At 66.5% G+C, this 16,125-nt stretch carries 17 protein-coding genes; 4 read left to right on the plus strand and 13 right to left on the minus strand.

What is annotated here, in order from left to right; all coding sequences use genetic code 11:
• Positions 1-186 precede the first annotated feature (186 nt).
• Together serB and PHA81_RS04920 are read right to left on the minus strand one after the other, a co-directional pair.
• The gene (gene serB, locus PHA81_RS04915; protein ID WP_005040014.1) at positions 187-834 is read right to left on the minus strand and encodes a phosphoserine phosphatase SerB; all 648 of its coding nucleotides are present in this window, start codon (positions 832-834) and stop codon (positions 187-189) included.
• A 69-nt stretch (positions 835-903) separates the two neighbouring features.
• Positions 904-2,952 (minus strand): hypothetical protein, encoded by a 2,049-nt coding sequence (locus tag PHA81_RS04920; protein WP_005040012.1) that lies wholly within the window; start codon positions 2,950-2,952, stop codon positions 904-906.
• 167 nt (positions 2,953-3,119) lie between these two features.
• On the opposite strand from PHA81_RS04920, the gene PHA81_RS04925 reads away from it, so the two are divergent.
• Entirely contained in the window at positions 3,120-3,497 is a 378-nt protein-coding gene (locus PHA81_RS04925; protein WP_005040009.1) for a hypothetical protein, read from the plus strand.
• Between the two features lie 76 nt (positions 3,498-3,573).
• Positions 3,574-5,160 carry a phosphoglycerate dehydrogenase gene (gene serA / locus PHA81_RS04930; protein ID WP_005040007.1) on the plus strand — a complete coding sequence of 529 codons (1,587 nt, stop codon included), beginning with the start codon at positions 3,574-3,576 and terminating at the stop codon, positions 5,158-5,160.
• A 24-nt stretch (positions 5,161-5,184) separates the two neighbouring features.
• Here serA and PHA81_RS04935 read toward each other — a convergent pair whose 3' ends face one another.
• The 3 genes from PHA81_RS04935 to thrC form a co-directional block, all read right to left on the minus strand.
• Positions 5,185-5,349, minus strand: a complete 165-nt coding sequence (locus PHA81_RS04935; protein WP_169317802.1) for a hypothetical protein — start codon at positions 5,347-5,349, stop codon at positions 5,185-5,187.
• A gap of 157 nt (positions 5,350-5,506) precedes the next feature.
• Positions 5,507-5,887, minus strand: coding sequence for a CPBP family intramembrane glutamic endopeptidase (locus tag PHA81_RS04940; protein ID WP_161606938.1), 381 nt, complete (start codon positions 5,885-5,887; stop codon positions 5,507-5,509).
• Between the two features lie 351 nt (positions 5,888-6,238).
• The gene (gene thrC / locus PHA81_RS04945) at positions 6,239-7,507 is read right to left on the minus strand and encodes a threonine synthase (protein WP_005040001.1); all 1,269 of its coding nucleotides are present in this window, start codon (positions 7,505-7,507) and stop codon (positions 6,239-6,241) included.
• A gap of 131 nt (positions 7,508-7,638) precedes the next feature.
• Here thrC and PHA81_RS04950 point away from each other — a divergent pair, with 131 nt between their 5' ends.
• Positions 7,639-8,826: a trypsin-like peptidase domain-containing protein gene (locus PHA81_RS04950; RefSeq protein ID WP_005039999.1), complete on the plus strand. Its 1,188-nt coding sequence runs from the start codon at positions 7,639-7,641 to the stop codon at positions 8,824-8,826.
• Between the two features lie 17 nt (positions 8,827-8,843).
• Here PHA81_RS04950 and PHA81_RS04955 read toward each other — a convergent pair whose 3' ends face one another.
• Positions 8,844-9,233, minus strand: a complete 390-nt coding sequence (locus PHA81_RS04955) for a helix-turn-helix domain-containing protein (RefSeq protein ID WP_005039997.1) — start codon at positions 9,231-9,233, stop codon at positions 8,844-8,846.
• Between the two features lie 122 nt (positions 9,234-9,355).
• Between PHA81_RS04955 and PHA81_RS04960 the strand changes: the two genes are divergently transcribed.
• Entirely contained in the window at positions 9,356-9,832 is a 477-nt protein-coding gene (locus PHA81_RS04960) for a hypothetical protein (protein WP_005039995.1), read from the plus strand.
• Positions 9,833-9,887: 55 nt separating this feature from the next.
• Here PHA81_RS04960 and PHA81_RS04965 read toward each other — a convergent pair whose 3' ends face one another.
• The 7 genes from PHA81_RS04965 to PHA81_RS04995 all read right to left on the minus strand — a co-directional run bounded on the left by PHA81_RS04965 (position 9,888) and on the right by PHA81_RS04995 (position 16,123).
• A complete protein-coding gene (locus PHA81_RS04965; RefSeq protein ID WP_005039992.1) occupies positions 9,888-10,202 on the minus strand; it encodes a hypothetical protein in 315 nt (104 codons plus the stop codon).
• A complete protein-coding gene (locus PHA81_RS04970; RefSeq protein WP_005039990.1) occupies positions 10,199-10,483 on the minus strand; it encodes a winged helix-turn-helix domain-containing protein in 285 nt (94 codons plus the stop codon). Before PHA81_RS04970 ends, PHA81_RS04965 begins: the two co-directional genes overlap by 4 nt.
• A 122-nt stretch (positions 10,484-10,605) precedes the next feature.
• Positions 10,606-11,988 carry a ferritin-like domain-containing protein gene (locus PHA81_RS04975; protein WP_005039988.1) on the minus strand — a complete coding sequence of 461 codons (1,383 nt, stop codon included), beginning with the start codon at positions 11,986-11,988 and terminating at the stop codon, positions 10,606-10,608.
• A 181-nt stretch (positions 11,989-12,169) separates the two neighbouring features.
• Positions 12,170-13,075 (minus strand): ornithine carbamoyltransferase, encoded by a 906-nt coding sequence (argF, locus tag PHA81_RS04980; protein WP_005039986.1) that lies wholly within the window; start codon positions 13,073-13,075, stop codon positions 12,170-12,172.
• Positions 13,072-14,148 (minus strand): [LysW]-lysine hydrolase, encoded by a 1,077-nt coding sequence (locus tag PHA81_RS04985; protein WP_005039984.1) that lies wholly within the window; start codon positions 14,146-14,148, stop codon positions 13,072-13,074. Before PHA81_RS04985 ends, argF begins: the two co-directional genes overlap by 4 nt.
• Positions 14,145-15,284, minus strand: coding sequence for an aspartate aminotransferase family protein (locus PHA81_RS04990; RefSeq protein WP_005039982.1), 1,140 nt, complete (start codon positions 15,282-15,284; stop codon positions 14,145-14,147). Before PHA81_RS04990 ends, PHA81_RS04985 begins: the two co-directional genes overlap by 4 nt.
• Positions 15,281-16,123 carry an acetylglutamate/acetylaminoadipate kinase gene (locus PHA81_RS04995; protein WP_005039980.1) on the minus strand — a complete coding sequence of 281 codons (843 nt, stop codon included), beginning with the start codon at positions 16,121-16,123 and terminating at the stop codon, positions 15,281-15,283. The genes PHA81_RS04990 and PHA81_RS04995 overlap by 4 nt, the downstream gene beginning before the upstream one ends.
• Positions 16,124-16,125: the final 2 nt, after the last annotated feature.

Genomic DNA, 16,125 nt, shown 5'->3' on the forward strand with positions numbered 1-16,125 from the left:
CAGGTCACTGATTCATCCGCTTCGTTCCTACAACGTATCAGCTACTGGGCTGTTGAGCCAGAGTGGACAACTAGCGATAATATGTATCGCTACGGCGGGAGCGCCGACAACGTTCCTATACCGGAGTGATCAGATCAGGGATCGCCAGTACGGATTACTCGGGCGTAGCCGACAGTTGCTGCCCACTCACATTTCGGGGAGCACACCCCGTCTTTCGAGAAGTTCCTGCAGTTCGTCCATCGACGCCACGACCTCGTCACAGTGCGGTTCGACGGCGGGTTTCGGTTCGTAGCCCACCGCGAACCCCGCGACTTCGAGCATCGGGAGGTCGTTCGCACCGTCGCCGACCGCCACCGTGTCGTCGAGTGTGAGGCCGGCGTTGTTCGCGACCGCCTGGAGCGCATCGTCTTTCGTCCCCTCGATCAGCGGTCCCTCGACCTCGCCGGTGAGGTCGCCCTCGTCGTCGAAAACGAGCTGATTGGCGACGATGGTGTCGACCGGGAGATCGTTCCGCGCGAGCGCGCTCTCGACTCCGCGGCCGAACCCGCCGGTGACGATCGCCGTGACCACGCCCGCGTCGTTCAGCGCGCGAACGGTCTCGATGGTTCCGGGTCGTAGCTCGACCTGTTCGAAGGCCGTCTCGACCGCGTCCGCCGAGAGCCCCTCGAGCAGGCCGACCCGCTCGCGGAGGCTCTCCGCGTAGCCGATCTCGTCGTTCATCGCACGCTCGGTGATCGCCTCCATCTCGTCGGCGACGCCGCGCTGTGCACCGAGCAGGACCGTCATCTCCGAGTCCGAGAGCGTGCCGTCGAAGTCGAACGCGACGAGTTTCATGAGGAGGCCTTCGGCGCGCGACGTTTCAACTTATCCGAATCCGGTGATCGCCGAGCTAGTGCGGACGAATCACTCTTCTTCGTGGGCGATGGCGAACGTCCGCGCGCTCGCTCGATCAGTTTCGAGGAGCTCCATCGCTTCCGCAGCGGGTCTGAACGTGACGGTGCCGGCGTACGGCATCGCGTACACACCGGTCACCAGCTCCCGGGCGTCACCGGTCACCTCGACGGTGATCGAGCCGTCACGATTGGCGAGATCACTGCGATCGATGCCGTACCAGACCGCTCCGCCGTCGGCTGTCGATACCGCCGTGCTCGCTTCGCTCAGCGGTTTTCGTCCGTCGTCACCGACCAGACCGAGTTCCTCGATACTTCCTGACTCGCTCCCGTCTTCGGTCGTCGTCTCGGTGGACACCCAGAGGTCGAAGTAGTCGTCGGGGTCGAACCTGTCGCGTGATTCGAGCCGTCCCAATCGCTCGCGCTGTGTGCGGTGATCGGGGAAGACGAGCTCGTCGAGTGGGCGTTGTGGTTCACCGAGTTCCACGCCGAACCGTCGCGAATCGCCGGCTGCGAGCCGTGTGTTCACGCGTTCGTGGCCTACTCCGAACTCGTGGACGTCCGTTCGCGAGCCGTAGAGCTCCGTCGCTGCCGGCTCCGCGAGATAGGTGCTCACGTCTTCGGGCATCGCCAGCACGGCGTCGAGACGCGCGCCGTCGCTGTCGGAGGCGGTTTCGACGGCGACTTCGAGGCTGCCGTCCCGATCGAAGCGCTCGCGCGAGAGGCCCCGGAAGATCGACACCTGATCGCTCCCGTCGCCGTACGGGTAGTCACCGTCGACGTATCCGTCGAAATCCCCGACGAACTGCCACTCGCCCGCCCGGGTTCGCAACGAGAGTCGGTGTTCGTAGAAGTCGAATTCGGAGCCGGCGAGCCAGAGATCGAATCGGCGCTCGGACGCACCCCGACCACCGGCCATATCGCTATCGCGTTTCGCCCGAAGCGCGGCGTAGGCGTACTGGTAGCGGTCGCGAGCGAACGTCAGCGTGCTGGCGCGTGGCCCGTCGCGTGCCGCCGGTCCGACGTTCGGAACGAAGGGGTCGAACCCGTGTTTCGTTTCCTTGTACGCCGTTCTCGCGTACCAGCCGACGCCCTCCGCACCGGCTCCGAGCGCCGCCCGGAGATCCATCCACATCGCCTGTCGGCTCGGGGTGTACTGGGGGTTGATCGTGTGGGGCTCGCCGAGGTAGCTGACCGGCCGATCGTCGGTCAGCTCCCGAGCGTTCGTGACGAGACTCCGAACCGCGGCGTTCGCGGGGCCGGGACCCACGTCTTTGGCGTACCAGCCTCGGTAGAAGTCGGTGAACGTGAAATCGGGCAGCGCGCCCCGGGATTTCAGGTCCGCCGTGAGCGTCTCGAACGTCTCCGGCTGTTTCCCGTCCACGATGTACGGGAAATGGACGAAGATCCCGACGTCGACGTTCGGCGCAACGTTCTCGACGCGTCGTTTCTGCGCGGCGAAGATCCGGGGGCCGAGGCGTTCGAGATTCTCGACGGCGCGATCGTTCCACGTCCCGTCCTCGTTCCACCGCCCGCCGACGGGAGCCTCCTGCCAGAGCACGATCCGCCCCGTTGGGAAAAAGTCCCGATAGCGACGGACGACGGCTTCGAGCCCGTCGAGGTGGCGGCGGCGCTTCGCCCCATCACCGACGAACTCGCTCGGCGTGAGTTGTTTGAGAACGCCGACGTTCAGCCACACCTCGGTGCCGTGGCGGGCGGCCGCAGCCAGGGGTTTTTCGAGTGCCGGAAGATCGTCGGCGTCGGCATCCGCCTTCGCGATCACCACCACGAGATCGTGACGCGCGGCGAACGCGAAGAGGTTCTCGCGCACGCGCTCGTCCCGCCAGATCTTCTGCTCGGCCCAGACGAAATCCGGACCCGCAGGCGCGGATTCGGTGGCCGTCGTTTGCCTCCGCCGCGCGCTGCTGGTCTCCTGGCCGGTTTCGGCCGTATCGCTCGGACTATCCGTCGCGGCTCCGTCTCGATCGCTCTCGCCGGAACACCCCGCGAGCCCGATCATCCCGGCCGCCGCGGCCGCGTCGAGGAACCGCCGACGTCTCATCGGTGGGAGATGGGCGAGGATCCGAATAAGCGCTCGGGTGCAGCCGTGCTGGCTCGCTTTCCTGTTCCGCCGACGGCGCGACCGCTACGAACCATCGTTCGACGGTCGCTGTCTGTCGTCGTCGTTTCTTCCAGAAGGTTCACAACACGATCGATCGTGATTCCGATATGTCCGAAACCGACTCGTCGTCACGGTTCGGGATCGATTCGATCTCGTCGTCGACGGTCGTCACACTCACTGGGTCGATACTCGGTGTTGCGGGAGCCTACATCACTCAAGCGTGGGCTGGCGGTTCGTTCCTGGCGTTCGGTGCGCTGCTGGGCGTGGGTGTCGGGATCCCGACGCTCTACCGCGAGTGGGACATCCAGCTGTCGATCGGACCGGCGTTCGTCTGGGCGGTCGTCGCCAGCACGATCGGCTATGGGTTCTACGCGCTCGTCTTCGTGTTGTTGACTCGGTTCGGCGTGGACGGGGGTCTCGGCGACGTTCTCGCCGGCGGCGCGACGGTCGCACTCGGCATCGCGTTCTCGTTGTACCGCAACTGAGCCGTTCGAGTCACCACTGGCCGGCGATTTGTGCCCGGGAAGCAAAGGTTATGCCCGCCGCGTCGTTCGCCCCGATATGAAAGTACTCGTCACCGATCCCATCGCGGAGCCAGGTCTCGACCGGCTGCGCGAGGCCGGTCACACCGTCGAGACGGCCTACGACGTCACTGGCGACGCGCTCCACGCAGCGGTCGCCGACGCGAACGCCCTCGTCGTCCGATCGGGCACCGACGTCACCGAGGAACTGTTCGCGACCGCCGAGGAGTTGGTGATCGTCGGCCGGGCAGGGATCGGGGTCGACAACATCGACATCGATGCCGCGACCGAGGCCGGCGTGATCGTCGCCAACGCTCCCGAGGGCAACGTCCGGGCGGCCGCCGAGCACACCGTCGCGATGACGTTCGCGGCCGCGCGATCGATCCCCCAGGCCCACGCTCGACTCAAAACCGGCGAGTGGGCCAAAAGCGACTATCTCGGCACTGAGCTCAACGGCGCGACGCTCGGGATCGTCGGGTTCGGTCGGGTCGGTCAGGAGGTCGCAAAGAAGCTCGACGGGCTCGGGATGAACCTCGTGGCGTACGATCCGTACATCTCGGAGGAGCGCGCCGCCAATTTGGGGGCAGAGCTCGTTGAACTCGACGAGTGTCTCGCGAGCGCGGACGTCCTCACCCTCCACACGCCGCTCACGCCCGAGACCGAGAACCTGATCGCCGAGGACGAACTCGCGGCGCTCGACGGCGGTTACCTCATCAACTGCGCACGGGGCGGCGTCGTCGACGAGGCGGTACTCGCTGCCGCAGTGGAGGACGGACCGCTCGCGGGCGCGGCGATCGACGTCTACGCTGAGGAACCCCTCTCGTCGGACAGCCCCCTCCTGGATGTGGAGGACGTGATCGTCACCCCCCACCTCGGTGCGAGCACCCACGCCGCCCAGGAGAACGTCGCGACCTCGATCGCCGATCAGGTGCTCGCCGCGTTCGAGTCGAAACCGGTGATGAACGCGCTCAACGCCCCCTCGATGGACGCGAGCGCGTTCCCCCGGGTTCGGCCGTACCTCGACATCGCCTCGACCGCCGGCAAGATCGCGACCCAACTCCTCGACGGGCGGATCGAGACGATCGAGGTAACCTACGAGGGCGACATCGCAAGCGAGGAGGTCGATCTCGTCACCGCGAGCGCCCTCGAAGGGGTGTTCGAACCGCTCGAATGGCAGGTCAACGCGGTCAACGCCCCGCGAATCGCCGAGGAGCGCGGGATCGAGGTCGTCGAATCGAAGACCCGCACGGCCGAAGACTTCCAGAGCCTCGTCACCGTCACCGTCACCAACGGCGACACGGAGATCGGCGTCTGTGGCACCCTGTTCGCCGGCGAGGACCCCCGGATCGTCCGGATCGACGGGTTCCGTGTCGACGCGATCCCCGCCGGCCACATGCTGGTCGCGCGCAACGACGACGAGCCGGGCCTGATCGGCTTCATCGGCACCGTGTTGGGCGATGCGGACATCAACATCGCGGGGATGTTCAACGCCCGCCAGGTCATCGGCGGCGAGGCGATGACGGTGTACAATCTCGACGAGCCGGTTTCCGAGGAGCTCCAGAACCGGCTGGAGGACGACGATCGCGTGATCGAGACGCGGTACATCGCGCTGAACGGAACGGAGTAAGGGAATCGTATCCGAGCGCCTGCGTTACTCGCGGGCGAGCTTCTCGTAGGTCTCGGCGTGGATCTCGCGGTTGATCTCCGCGAGCCGAAGGATCGCTTCGCGCCGCTCGGTTTCCGAGTCGGCGTTTTTGACCTGCTTGCGGAGCCGCGCTCGCTCCTCCCGGTAGTCGTTTTCGGTGGACTGTGCCATTCTATTCACCTGTACTACGTCACCGCTGGTCTTTATTCTTCAGCCGCGTGGGAATGCTCGCGGTAGTAGTCGATGACCGCAGCATATCGACGTTCGACTGATCGGCCGCGAGCAGGCGCATGAGGTGTGATACCCTCTTGTAACTCGACTCACACCATCACAGATACGCGAGCAACGCGGGTGAAAGCCAGAAGAGGGCGTGTGCGAAACTCGGAACGACGAGGTTCCCGGTTCTCTCGTAGACACTTCCGAAAAGCAGGCCAGTAGCGAACATCACCGCAGCGAGTCCGAGAAAGTTTCCTCCGTAGCCACGATACAGCGCGAACCCGACGTGCATTCCGGCGAAGAGCCCGGCTGCAAGCACTACAGCCGTTATCACGGAGAACGACGATTTGAGGCGTCCCTGTATGATACCCCTGAACAGCAGTTCCTCGGCCGGTGCAGTTATCAGAAACCACCAGACGAAGACGACGACCCACGCGACTGGATCGGTAGTGAGTGCGGGAGTGAGGAACCACGTACTGTCGGGCGCGCTCACGACAGCGATAAGAGCACACAACAGCACCAGCCAGCCGAAATCATGGAGGGACGGGAAACGAAATCGGAGAGAGCGACGTGGCGTGTCTCGACGGATGAGGTAGCCGACTGCGACGAGCAAAAAGCCAATCTGAACCTGTGCAAACTGGATTATTCGGACGAGAACTGTTCCCTGTAGATCGAGAGTGCGGGCAACAGTCCCGATCACAGCCACACTAACGAGTGCTGCCGCAACCGCAGCGATCGTCAATCCGATAGCCGTACCGACGGCGTACGCCTGTGAGAGCGATGGTAGATCGGGACGTATCGACTGATAGTCTCTCATCTCGTCTGTTGTTCATACCTTCCAGTTTCACTCGCCACGCAGGTGATCGAGCACCGCATCGGTGTCGTTCGGCACTGGCTCCGGCTCCGTCCCGGCTGCGGCCGCGGCGTCGGGATCCTTCAGGAGATGGCCGGTCGTCAGGCAGACCACGTCCTCGTCGCTCTCGACGACGCCCGCCTCGCGGAGCTTTCGGAGGCCGGCGACGCTCGCCGCAGAGGCAGGTTCGACCCCGACGCCCTCGCTCGCGAGCGCGCGCTGGGCGTCGGTGATCTCGTCGTCCGCAACGGCGACCGCCGTCCCGCCGGTCTTCCGGATGCCAGGCAGCGCCTTCCGGGCGTTCACGGGGTTGCCGATCCGGATCGCCGTGGCGCGGGTCTCGACCGACTCCCAGCGCTCGATGTCCGCGGCCCCTTCCTCGATCGCCTCGACCATCGGCGCGGCCCCCGCGGCCTGGACGCCGGTGAGCTTCGGCACGTCCTCGGCATCGAGCGCTCCGCTCGCGACGAGTTCGCGGAAGGCTTTGTAGAGCGCTGCGGTGTTGCCCGCGTTCCCCACCGGCAAAACGATCCGATCGGGATACCGGCCGTAGTCGGCCTGGTACCGTTCGAGAATCTCGAACCCGATCGTCTTCTGGCCCTCCAGTCGGAAGGGGTTGAGCGAGTTGAGGAGGTAGGCCTCGCCGCGGTCGGCGAGTTCGGCGACGATATCGAGACACGCATCGAAGTTACCGTCGACTTCGAGGATTCGTGCGCCGTGGAGGCTCGCCTGGGCGACCTTCCCCGCCGCGACCTTTCCTGCTGGGAGGAGCACGAGCGTCTGCATCCCGCCGCGACCGCCGTAGGCCGCGAGCGCCGCGCTGGTGTTGCCGGTCGAGGCGCACGCCAGGCGGCCGACACCCAGTTCAGCAGCGACCCGGACCCCGACGGTCATCCCGCGGTCCTTGAAACTCCCCGTCGGGTTCATCCCCTCGTGTTTGATCCGCAGCGTCCGGGTGCCGATCTCGTCTTCGAGCCGTGGGACGGCGTGGAGTGGCGTGTCGCCTTCCGGGAGCGACACGCCGCTCTCGAAGGGCAGCGACGCGGCGTAGCGCCAGACGCCGCGACCCTCCTCGGCGAACGTCTCGAAGGTGGGATACTCGGCGTAGCGCGCTTCGAGGAGCCCACTACAGTCGGGACATCGGTAGATCGGTGCGTCGAACGGGGCGTGGACCGCACCGCACTCGATACACGCGAGCCACGTGCCGTCGGCCGCGACGTCGGGCGTTGGCTCGTCGCGCGCAAGCGTGAGATCGGTCATCACGCGACGGGACTGCCCGGGCGGGCAAAAGTGGGCCGGTCCGTGAGGTTCGTACAGTCCAGATGAATGGTATTTGGTGGCGAGACACTCGAAAGCACGCCACTTACCCGTCCGAAATCCCTGTCTCGGGTATGGACGACGCGCGGACGACGCGCCGGGCGTATCTCGGTGCGCTCGGGACGGCACTCGCCGCCGGGCTCGCCGGCTGTGGGGGCGCACTCGGCGATCAAACGACGACCAACTCGACGACTGCTTCCTCGACGACCCGCTCGACGCCCGCCGAAACCACGGCCGACGGCCCGGCGAACGCGACTGCCGCCACCGCGGACGCGAACGCGACCGGCGACACCGCGACCGCCACCGACGGCAACGCGACCGCCGGCGACACACCGAGCCCGTACACGCGCGTCTACCGCCAGACGGTCGGCTCGGTCGTGCTGGTCAGCGTGACTGGTGGGATAGGTGGGGGCGGCCAGGGATCGGGGTTCGTCTTCCGGAACGGCTACGTCGTGACGAACGCTCACGTCGTCAGCAACGCCTCGACGGTCGAGGTGCGCTTCTCGGAGGGTGAGTGGCGTTCGGCGTCGGTCGTCGGCACCGATCCGTCGAGCGATCTCGCCGTTCTCGACGTCCGGACCCCGCCCGACCACGCGACACCGCTCCCGCTGGTCGAGGACCAGCCCGCCATCGGAACCGAGGTGGTCGCGATCGGCAATCCATACGGACTCGAAGGATCGGTCACGTCGGGACTCGTCAGCGGCGTGAATCGGTCGATCCCCGCGCCGAACGGCTACACGATCCCCGACGGCATTCAGACTGGGGCTCCGGTCAACCCCGGTAACTCGGGCGGGCCGCTCGTGAACCTCGACGGCGAGGTCGTGGGCGTCATCAACTCCGGCGGCGGCGACAACCTCGCCTTCGCCATCTCGGCCGCGCTCGTCGACCGTGTGGTGCCCGCACTCATCCAGAACGGCGAGTACGACCACGCCTACATGGGCGTGCGGTTGGAGCCGGTCACACCGCGAACCGCCGAGCAAGTGGGTCTCGATCGACCTCGGGGTGTGGTCATCACCCGTGACCCCTCCGGCGACGGACCGTCGGCCGGTGTACTCCGGCGCGGTGACGTCATCGTGGGACTCGGTGGCCAGCGGATCGACACCCTTCAGGGACTCTCGTCGTATCTCGCGCTTCAGGCGTCACCCGGTGATACGATCGACGTCACCGTGCTCCGCAACGGCGAGCGACGAACCCTCTCGCTCACGCTCGGCAGTCGTCCCGAACAGCCGGGTGCAGCCACACAGTCGACGACCACCCCGTGAGCGCTCCTCGCGGACGATTACACCATCTCCTCGCCGAACTCGTCGATCCGCGAGTGGACGTACGCCGTCCACTCGTCGAGCGTGTCGTGCATCAGCTCCTTGGCCTCCGGCAGCGGCGTCGCGGTGTACTGATAGACGTGCCCGCCGCCGTCGAGGAGTCGCCGCCCCCGCTCTGCGAGCCCCTTCTCGCGGAGCGTCGATAGTGATCGATTGACGTTCGAGCGATCCCGCTCCAGCTCCGTGGCCAACTCCTCGACGGTACTGTCCGGCTGATCGAGCAGCGTTCGGTAGGTCCGCGTCTCGTGGCGCTGGATGTCGAACACACAGACCATCACTTCCTCGAACCCCGGTTCAGAATCGAGCATGAGATCGCGAAACCGCTGGGGGCTGGGGTCGGCCTCGGTCATGGTCCCGATTCGACCGCCCGGAGCATAAACCTCGGCCCTCGGTCGTGTGTGGTCCACGCCATTGCGTGCTGGCTGTCAACGCGCAGCGCGGTTATGTCGCTTCGTAGTGTATCACCTCGCGCATGAGCCAAGAAACTCGATCCGAAACGGCGACGACGACCAGCACCGGGCTCGCCGACTGGCAGGCGGGTATCGTCGGTGGCCTCGTCGGTGGCGCGGCCATGGGCGCGATGATCACGATGATGATGCAGCCGGTGATCGAGGTGGCGATCCCGGCGCTGTACGCCCTTGCGCCCCCACCGAACGGGCTCGCGGGCTGGGTCGTCCACATGGCCCACAGCGCGATCCTCGGCGTGGTGTTCGCTGCCGTCGCGACCGGCACCGGCGTCGGGCGGGGTGTCGGCCGGTCGGCGGTGGTCGGCCTCGTCTACGGGGTCGTGCTCTGGGTGGTGCTCGCGGCGGTCGTGATGCCGCTCTGGCTCGGTGCGGTGGGCTTTGCGGGCGCGCCACCGTTCCCGAACTTCGCGCTGCCGGGGAGCCTGCCAGGACACGCCGTCTACGGCCTGCTCCTCGGCGTCGTCTACGCGGCGCTCCGCTGAACCGTCCGAAACGAACTTCGATTTTTCGCCAGCCGTCAGAACGACGACGCCACCGTCACTTCATCGTCACGTAGGTCAGGAAAACGAGCGCGACCGCCTGGAACGCCCGCATCGCCGCGATTACCTGCTGGACGCCCGGGTCCATCGCGTACAGACTTCGCATGGTGAAGAAGTAGTAGAGCGAGACGCCGTTCTCGACGAGCAACACCGCGCCGAAGGCGACCAGTCCGAGCACCAGCGGCGTCCGGAACGTCCGGTAGTTGTTGAGCCACACTGCCGTGAGCGCGAGTAGCATCACGATGCTCACGCCGGAGAGCAAACTGGCGATCGTCATCGTGTCGCTCATCAGGATGGTAGGGAGGGTTGTCATCCGTCGGTCTCCACGTGTTTCGCTATGCGTTCGAACTCATCACGGTTTCGTTCGAACTGGTCGGTGAGGAAGAACAGCGCGGCGTAGTCCTCGTTGCTTCGTTCGACGACGTCGTGATCACAGAGCATATCGAGGTGGTGGCGAGCGGTGGTGTAGGCGATGTCCAACTCCTCGGCGAGACGGTTTGCGTTTTTCGGCCGCTCGGCGAGCGCCCGGACGACGCGGACGCGGTTCACGCCGCCACGCGTCGCCGTAAAGAGATACCACAGCGCCTTCTCCATCTTCGCTCTCGAACCCACTCTCGCGCCCTGGGGATATATGTTGGGCCCCCGTTTCGAGCACGAGACATCGCTCGCCGTGGCAAAAAACGCGGAGCACCCTGAAACCGGCGTCCACATCGCGTTCACTGGGGCGTGATCGTTACCTCGAGGATCTCGCTGGCGTCGGGGATGTCGAAGTCGGGGTGGCGCTCTGCGGCCAACTGTATCGATTCGTCTTCCTTGGGGCCGACGTCCATCGCCTCGGGGTCCTGGACGGGCTTCTGGTCGGGACCGGTGCCCGGCGCGGTGTCGGCCTCGGTGCCGGCGTCGTAGACCGCGATGTGGTCGGTCACGCTGCCAGAAATCGGCTCCTCACCGTTGAACAGCGAGAGCCCCTCGAACCCGTAAAACCAGTCGTTCGACTGGACGAACATCGTCTCCATCGTGAACTGATCGCCCGGTGCGGCGCTGAAGCCGAACTCGACGGACTCGCCCGGACCGAGTGCAGGCGTCTCCAGCGAGCCGCCTGGCGAGGGAGCGACGCCGCTATCGGTGGTGTTCTCGGCGCTCGCCACCGTCTGGGCCAACGTCATCGGGAACCCGTCCTCGGCGACGATCTCGGTTCCCTCGTTGGCATCCTCGCCCGGAACGAACGCGGGGTTCTCGCCGCCGGAGTACACCGCCCAGACGGGCGGCGAGAGCGGCACGACGCCGTCCGCCCGATCGACGTCGAGCGTGCCTGGCGTCGAGACGTTTGCGACGGTCGCGGTGAACATCCGCCCACCGCCACCGTCCGCGCCGGCGACGAACTGGTTGGCGATCGGGAGCACCTGGTCCATCGAGCGCGCGGGATTGAACGCGTCGGGGGCTGGTCGCTGGAGGTGGAGTAGCTGGAAGTACGTCTGGTGTTCGGCCTCCACGCTGTGGATCGAGAGCGCCGGCGGGATCAGGTCGGGGTTCGAGAGCAGCGGTGCCGCGCCCGCGTACGCCGAGACGCCGACGGCTTCGAGCCGGTCGGCGATCGCGACGAACTCCTCCATCGTGTCGTAGGAGAACTCGTACTCGGCGGGTTCGACGGGCGTGCCGCCGAGATCGCCGATCGTCTGTGTCAGCGCCTCGACGTGGGCCTCCTCGTGATCGCGGACGTCCTGGATCTGCTGGTACACCGAGTACCGCAGCGTCGGTCGCGCGAAGTACTTCGCGACGTCCGTGTTCTCGACCTCGCTCTCCGAATGGCTGTCGAGAAAGTCGTTGTAGAACGCGGCTTCGAGGTGTTCCAGCGACAGCGCGTAGTTGAGAACGTCGATGTCGCTGACGTCTCCGCTTCCACCTCCGCTACCGTTACCGCCGTCACCCTCGTGACCCTCGGCTGCCGCCGTTCCGCCGAGCGCCGACAAGGCCAACACGCCGCCGCCCACTGTCGCCGCGTCGGTCATGAACGATCGCCGCGAGGGGAGATACTCGCTTGCGTCCCCCAGTACGGAGGAACTGTCGGTGCGTTCGGTGTCGTCTGGTTCGTTACTCATTGGTCTCGTGTGCGGTGACGCACGAGTCCGAGTGCCACACCTGGATAAATAGTAATTTTTCCAAGTGCTGGTCGAGTCCCGCGTAACTCTCTCGAAATTTCCCGTTCGTATGTGTCGCTATCTGGGTAGTAGCGGCAAACGTCTCCCGTACGATTCCGCCCTCACGGGCGTCGTTTCGGTCTCACAGCGCGTCGAGGAGGAACGCGAGGAGTCCTTTCTGGGCGTGGAGTCGGTTTTCGGCTTGCTGCCACACCGCCGCTCGATCGCTTTCGAGCACGTTCTCGGTGATCTCCTCGCCCCGGTGGGCGGGCAGGCAGTGGAGCACGGTCGCGTCCTCCGGGAGGAGGTTGGCGTTCATCTGGAACCCACTCTCTTCGAACGTGGCGAGTTTCGTCTCGCGCTCGGCTTCCTCGCCCATGCTCACCCAGACATCGGTGTAGACCGCGTCCGCACCGGCGACCGCTGCTTCCGGGTCGGTCGTCACGTCGGGTGCGGTCCCGATCGTTGCGGCGCGATCGAGCACGCCGGGATCGATGCCGTGCTCCGGGGGCGTCGCCACCGTGAGGTCGATCCCGGCGAGCGCACACCCCAGAACGAACGACTGCGCGACGTTGTTGCCGTCGCCGACCCACGCCACCCGCGCGTCGAACCCCACCGTCTCGCGGAGCGTCAGCAGATCCGCGAGGGTCTGACAGGGGTGGGCGTCGTCGGTCAGTCCGTTGACGATCGGCACATCGGCGTAAGCCGCGAGCTCCTCTAAATCCGCGTGATCGAACAGCCGGACCATCGCGCAGTCGACGTATCCCGAGAGGGTTCGGGCGGTGTCCTTGAGAGGTTCGCGCTCGCCGAGCCCGATGTCGTCCGGACCCAAGAAGATCGCGTGGCCGCCGAGCTGGGTCATCCCGGTCTCGAAGGAGATCCTGGTACGAGCGCTCGGCTTCTCGAACACCATTCCGAGGGTCCGCCGTTCGAGCAGGGGATGTGGCTCGTCGTGTTCCACCTGTGTCTTGAGCTCGGCAGCGGTGTCGAGCACCGTTTCGAGTTCGTCGGCCGAGAGATCGTCGATGTCGGTGAAATGACGTGTCATGCGCTGCCTCCGAGCCGTTCGGCGACGTCTTCGAGCACTCTCGTCGAGCGGTCGAACTCGTCGAGCGAGAGGCGCTCGTCGGGTGCGTGGTCGAGGTCCGAATCGCCTGGTCCGTAGGTCGCCATCGGACAGTCCCACGTCTGGTAGATGTTCATGTCGCTCGTGCCCGTCTTGCGGAGCAGGCGCGGCTCGCCGTCCGCCCGCCGGATCGCACCGCGGAACGTCCGTGCGACCGGGTTCCGTGGGGAAGTCATGACCGGCGAGACTTCGTCGTACCACCGCACGGTGCCGCCGTTCAGTTCGCCGTCGGCGGCCTCACGGACTTCCTCGACGGTGAGGCTCGGTGGTACGCGGAACTGGACGTCCATCGTCGCCTCGACGGAGAGCCCATCGTCGCTCGTTCCGCCGTGGACCTCGATGGGTTTGGGCGTCACGCGCTCGAACACGGGTGTCCACTCGTCGCGGTCATCGGCCACCGTATCCCGCACCCGCTCCCACCAGTCGATCGCGTCCTCGATCGCGCTGTTCTCCGGCCGAGAGGTGTGGCCGGACTCGCTCGTGGCAACGTAGGTGCCTGCGAGTAGCCCGCGATACCCGAGCGTGATCCCGTTCCAGCCCGAGGGTTCGCCGTTCACGACCGCGTCGGGCGCGTCGCGGGTCTCGACGAGGTGGCGCGCGCCGCTCGAATCGACCTCCTCGCCGACGACGCCCGCGAAGCTCACTCCGGTGCGGACGGCGGCGACCGTCATCGCAGCCAGGGGCCCGGTTGCATCGACGCTGCCCCGGCCCCAGAGCACCTCGCTTCCATCGCGCTCGTCCTCACCTGGTTCGATCCGTACCGGGATATCGCCAGGCACGGTGTCGATGTGGGAGGTCAGGAGGAGGGAGTCGTCGGCGGGCGCACGGACGTTGCCGACCTCGTCGACGAACACTTCGCGTCCGTGATCCTCGAAGAACGTGACGAGCCGCTCGGCGCACGCTGTCTCCTCACCGGTCGGTGAGGGGGTTTCGACGAGTTCGACGAGCAGATCGCGCGCCGCGCTCGCCGAGACGCCCGTGAGCGCTTCGCTCATTCCGACCGCCCCCCGAGCACGTCCGCGAAGGCGTCAACGATCCGATCTGCCTGGCTCTCGTCGAGAATCAGTGGCGGCAGCAGCCGGACCACCGACCGGCCGGCAGGGAGCGCGAGGATCCGATGATCGAGCGCGAGATCCCGGAGCACACGGTTCGAACCGCGCTTGACCTCGATCCCGATCATCAGCCCCTCGCCGCGCACGTCACGAACCCGATCGCCGAGTGCGGCGTCGAGTTCGTCCGCGAGATACCCGCCGACAGCGGCTGCGTTGGCCGGCACGTCCTCTTCCACGAGCGTCGAAACGGTGGCGTCGATCGCGGCGCTCACCACCGGCCCGCCGCTGAAGGTGGCGTTGTGCGAGCCGTGATCCTCGGCGATCCAGTCGGCGCACAGCGCGGTTCCTGCGGGAAGGCCGTTTGCGAGCCCCTTCGCGGTCGTGAGGACGTCGGGAACGACGCCCGCGCGTTCGCACGCCCAGAGCGTGCCGGTGCGCCCCATCCCCGTTTGCACCTCGTCGAGGATCAGCGCTGCACCCGCCGCCTCGGTGTGTTCGCGCGCCGCCGCGAGATACCCCTCGGTGGGGAGGTTGATCCCGCCCTCGCCCTGGAGGGGTTCGAGGATCACCGCTGCGGTCTCGTCGTCGACCGCCTCCGTGAGCGCGTCGCTGTCGCCATACGGAACGAACTCGACGTCGCCGATCAGGGGTTCGTACGGGTCGCGGTACTCGCTCTCCCACGTGGTTGCGAGCGCGCCCATCGTCCGGCCGTGGAACCCCTGCATCGTGGCGACGATCTTCGAGTTTCCAGTCGCGCTCCGCGCGAACTTCAGCGCCGCCTCGTTCGCCTCCGTCCCGGAGTTACAGAGCCAGACGTTCTCCAACCCGTCGGGTGCGGCGGCTTCGAGCGCTGCGTGCGCCCGGTCGCGCGCGTCGACGGGATAGGACGCCTGGACGAACGTCAGCCGCTCGGCCTGGTCGGTGATCGCCGCGGTCACGTCGGGATGGGAGTGCCCGAGCGGCGCGCAGGCATAGCTCGCCCCGCAGTCGAGGTACTCCGTGCCGTCCGCGTCGTAGAGATGGACGCCGTCTCCCTCGTGGAGCCTGATCGGTTTCTCGTTGTGGACGAACCCGCTCATGCGTCGACCTCCGCTTCGGCTTCGATCGCTGCTGGCGCGAAGTGCGTCCCGTCGCCGTCGAGCGCCGCGAGCACGGGATCGTCGGCGTTCGCATCGGCCACGACGACCGACGCCGCACCGCCGTCGAGCGCCTCCGTCGCCGCCATCACCTTCTTGCGCATGAACCCCTCGGCGGCCGACTCCACCCGTGCGAGCTCGTCAGGCGTTTTCGCCTGTCCGATCAGCGTTTCGGGATCGTCGGGATCGGCGAGCACGCCTGGTACGTCGGTCAGCACCACCAGCGTCGCGCCGAGCGCGCCGGCGACCGCTGCGGCCGCCCGGTCGGCGTCGGCGTTCACGGGGGTGCCATCGTCGGCCAGCATCGGGACCGTGACGACGGGCGTGTACCCGTCGTCGAGCAACCCGGTGAGGAGATCGGCGTTCACCGACGTGATTTTCCCCGAGTGCTCGCCCCGGCGGATCTTCGTCTTGCCGTTCTCGACGACCTTGACGGCCGATTTCCGGGGGCCGGTCAGGAGCCCGCCATCGACGCCCGACAGTCCCACGGCGTCCACACCGGCCTTCCGAAGCGATGCCGTGAGGTCGGTGTTGAGTTTGCCTGGCAGGACCATCTCGAACGTCTCCATCGTGCGCTCGTCGGTGAATCGTCCGACGACGCCCTGGGGCGTCTCGACGTACTCCGGCTCTTCGCCCAACCGTTCGAGCGTCTCGTCGACCGCCGTCGACCCACCGTGGACGACCACACAGCCCTCGCCCTCTCTTGTGAGCGCCGCGACGTCTTCGATCGTTCCCTCTGGATCGACCGCCCGCGCGCCGCCGACCTTCACGACCGTCGTCATGG

The sequence above is a fragment of the Halococcus sp. PRR34 genome (assembly GCF_028617175.1).
Taxonomy (GTDB): Archaea; Halobacteriota; Halobacteria; order Halobacteriales; family Halococcaceae; genus Halococcus; species Halococcus salifodinae.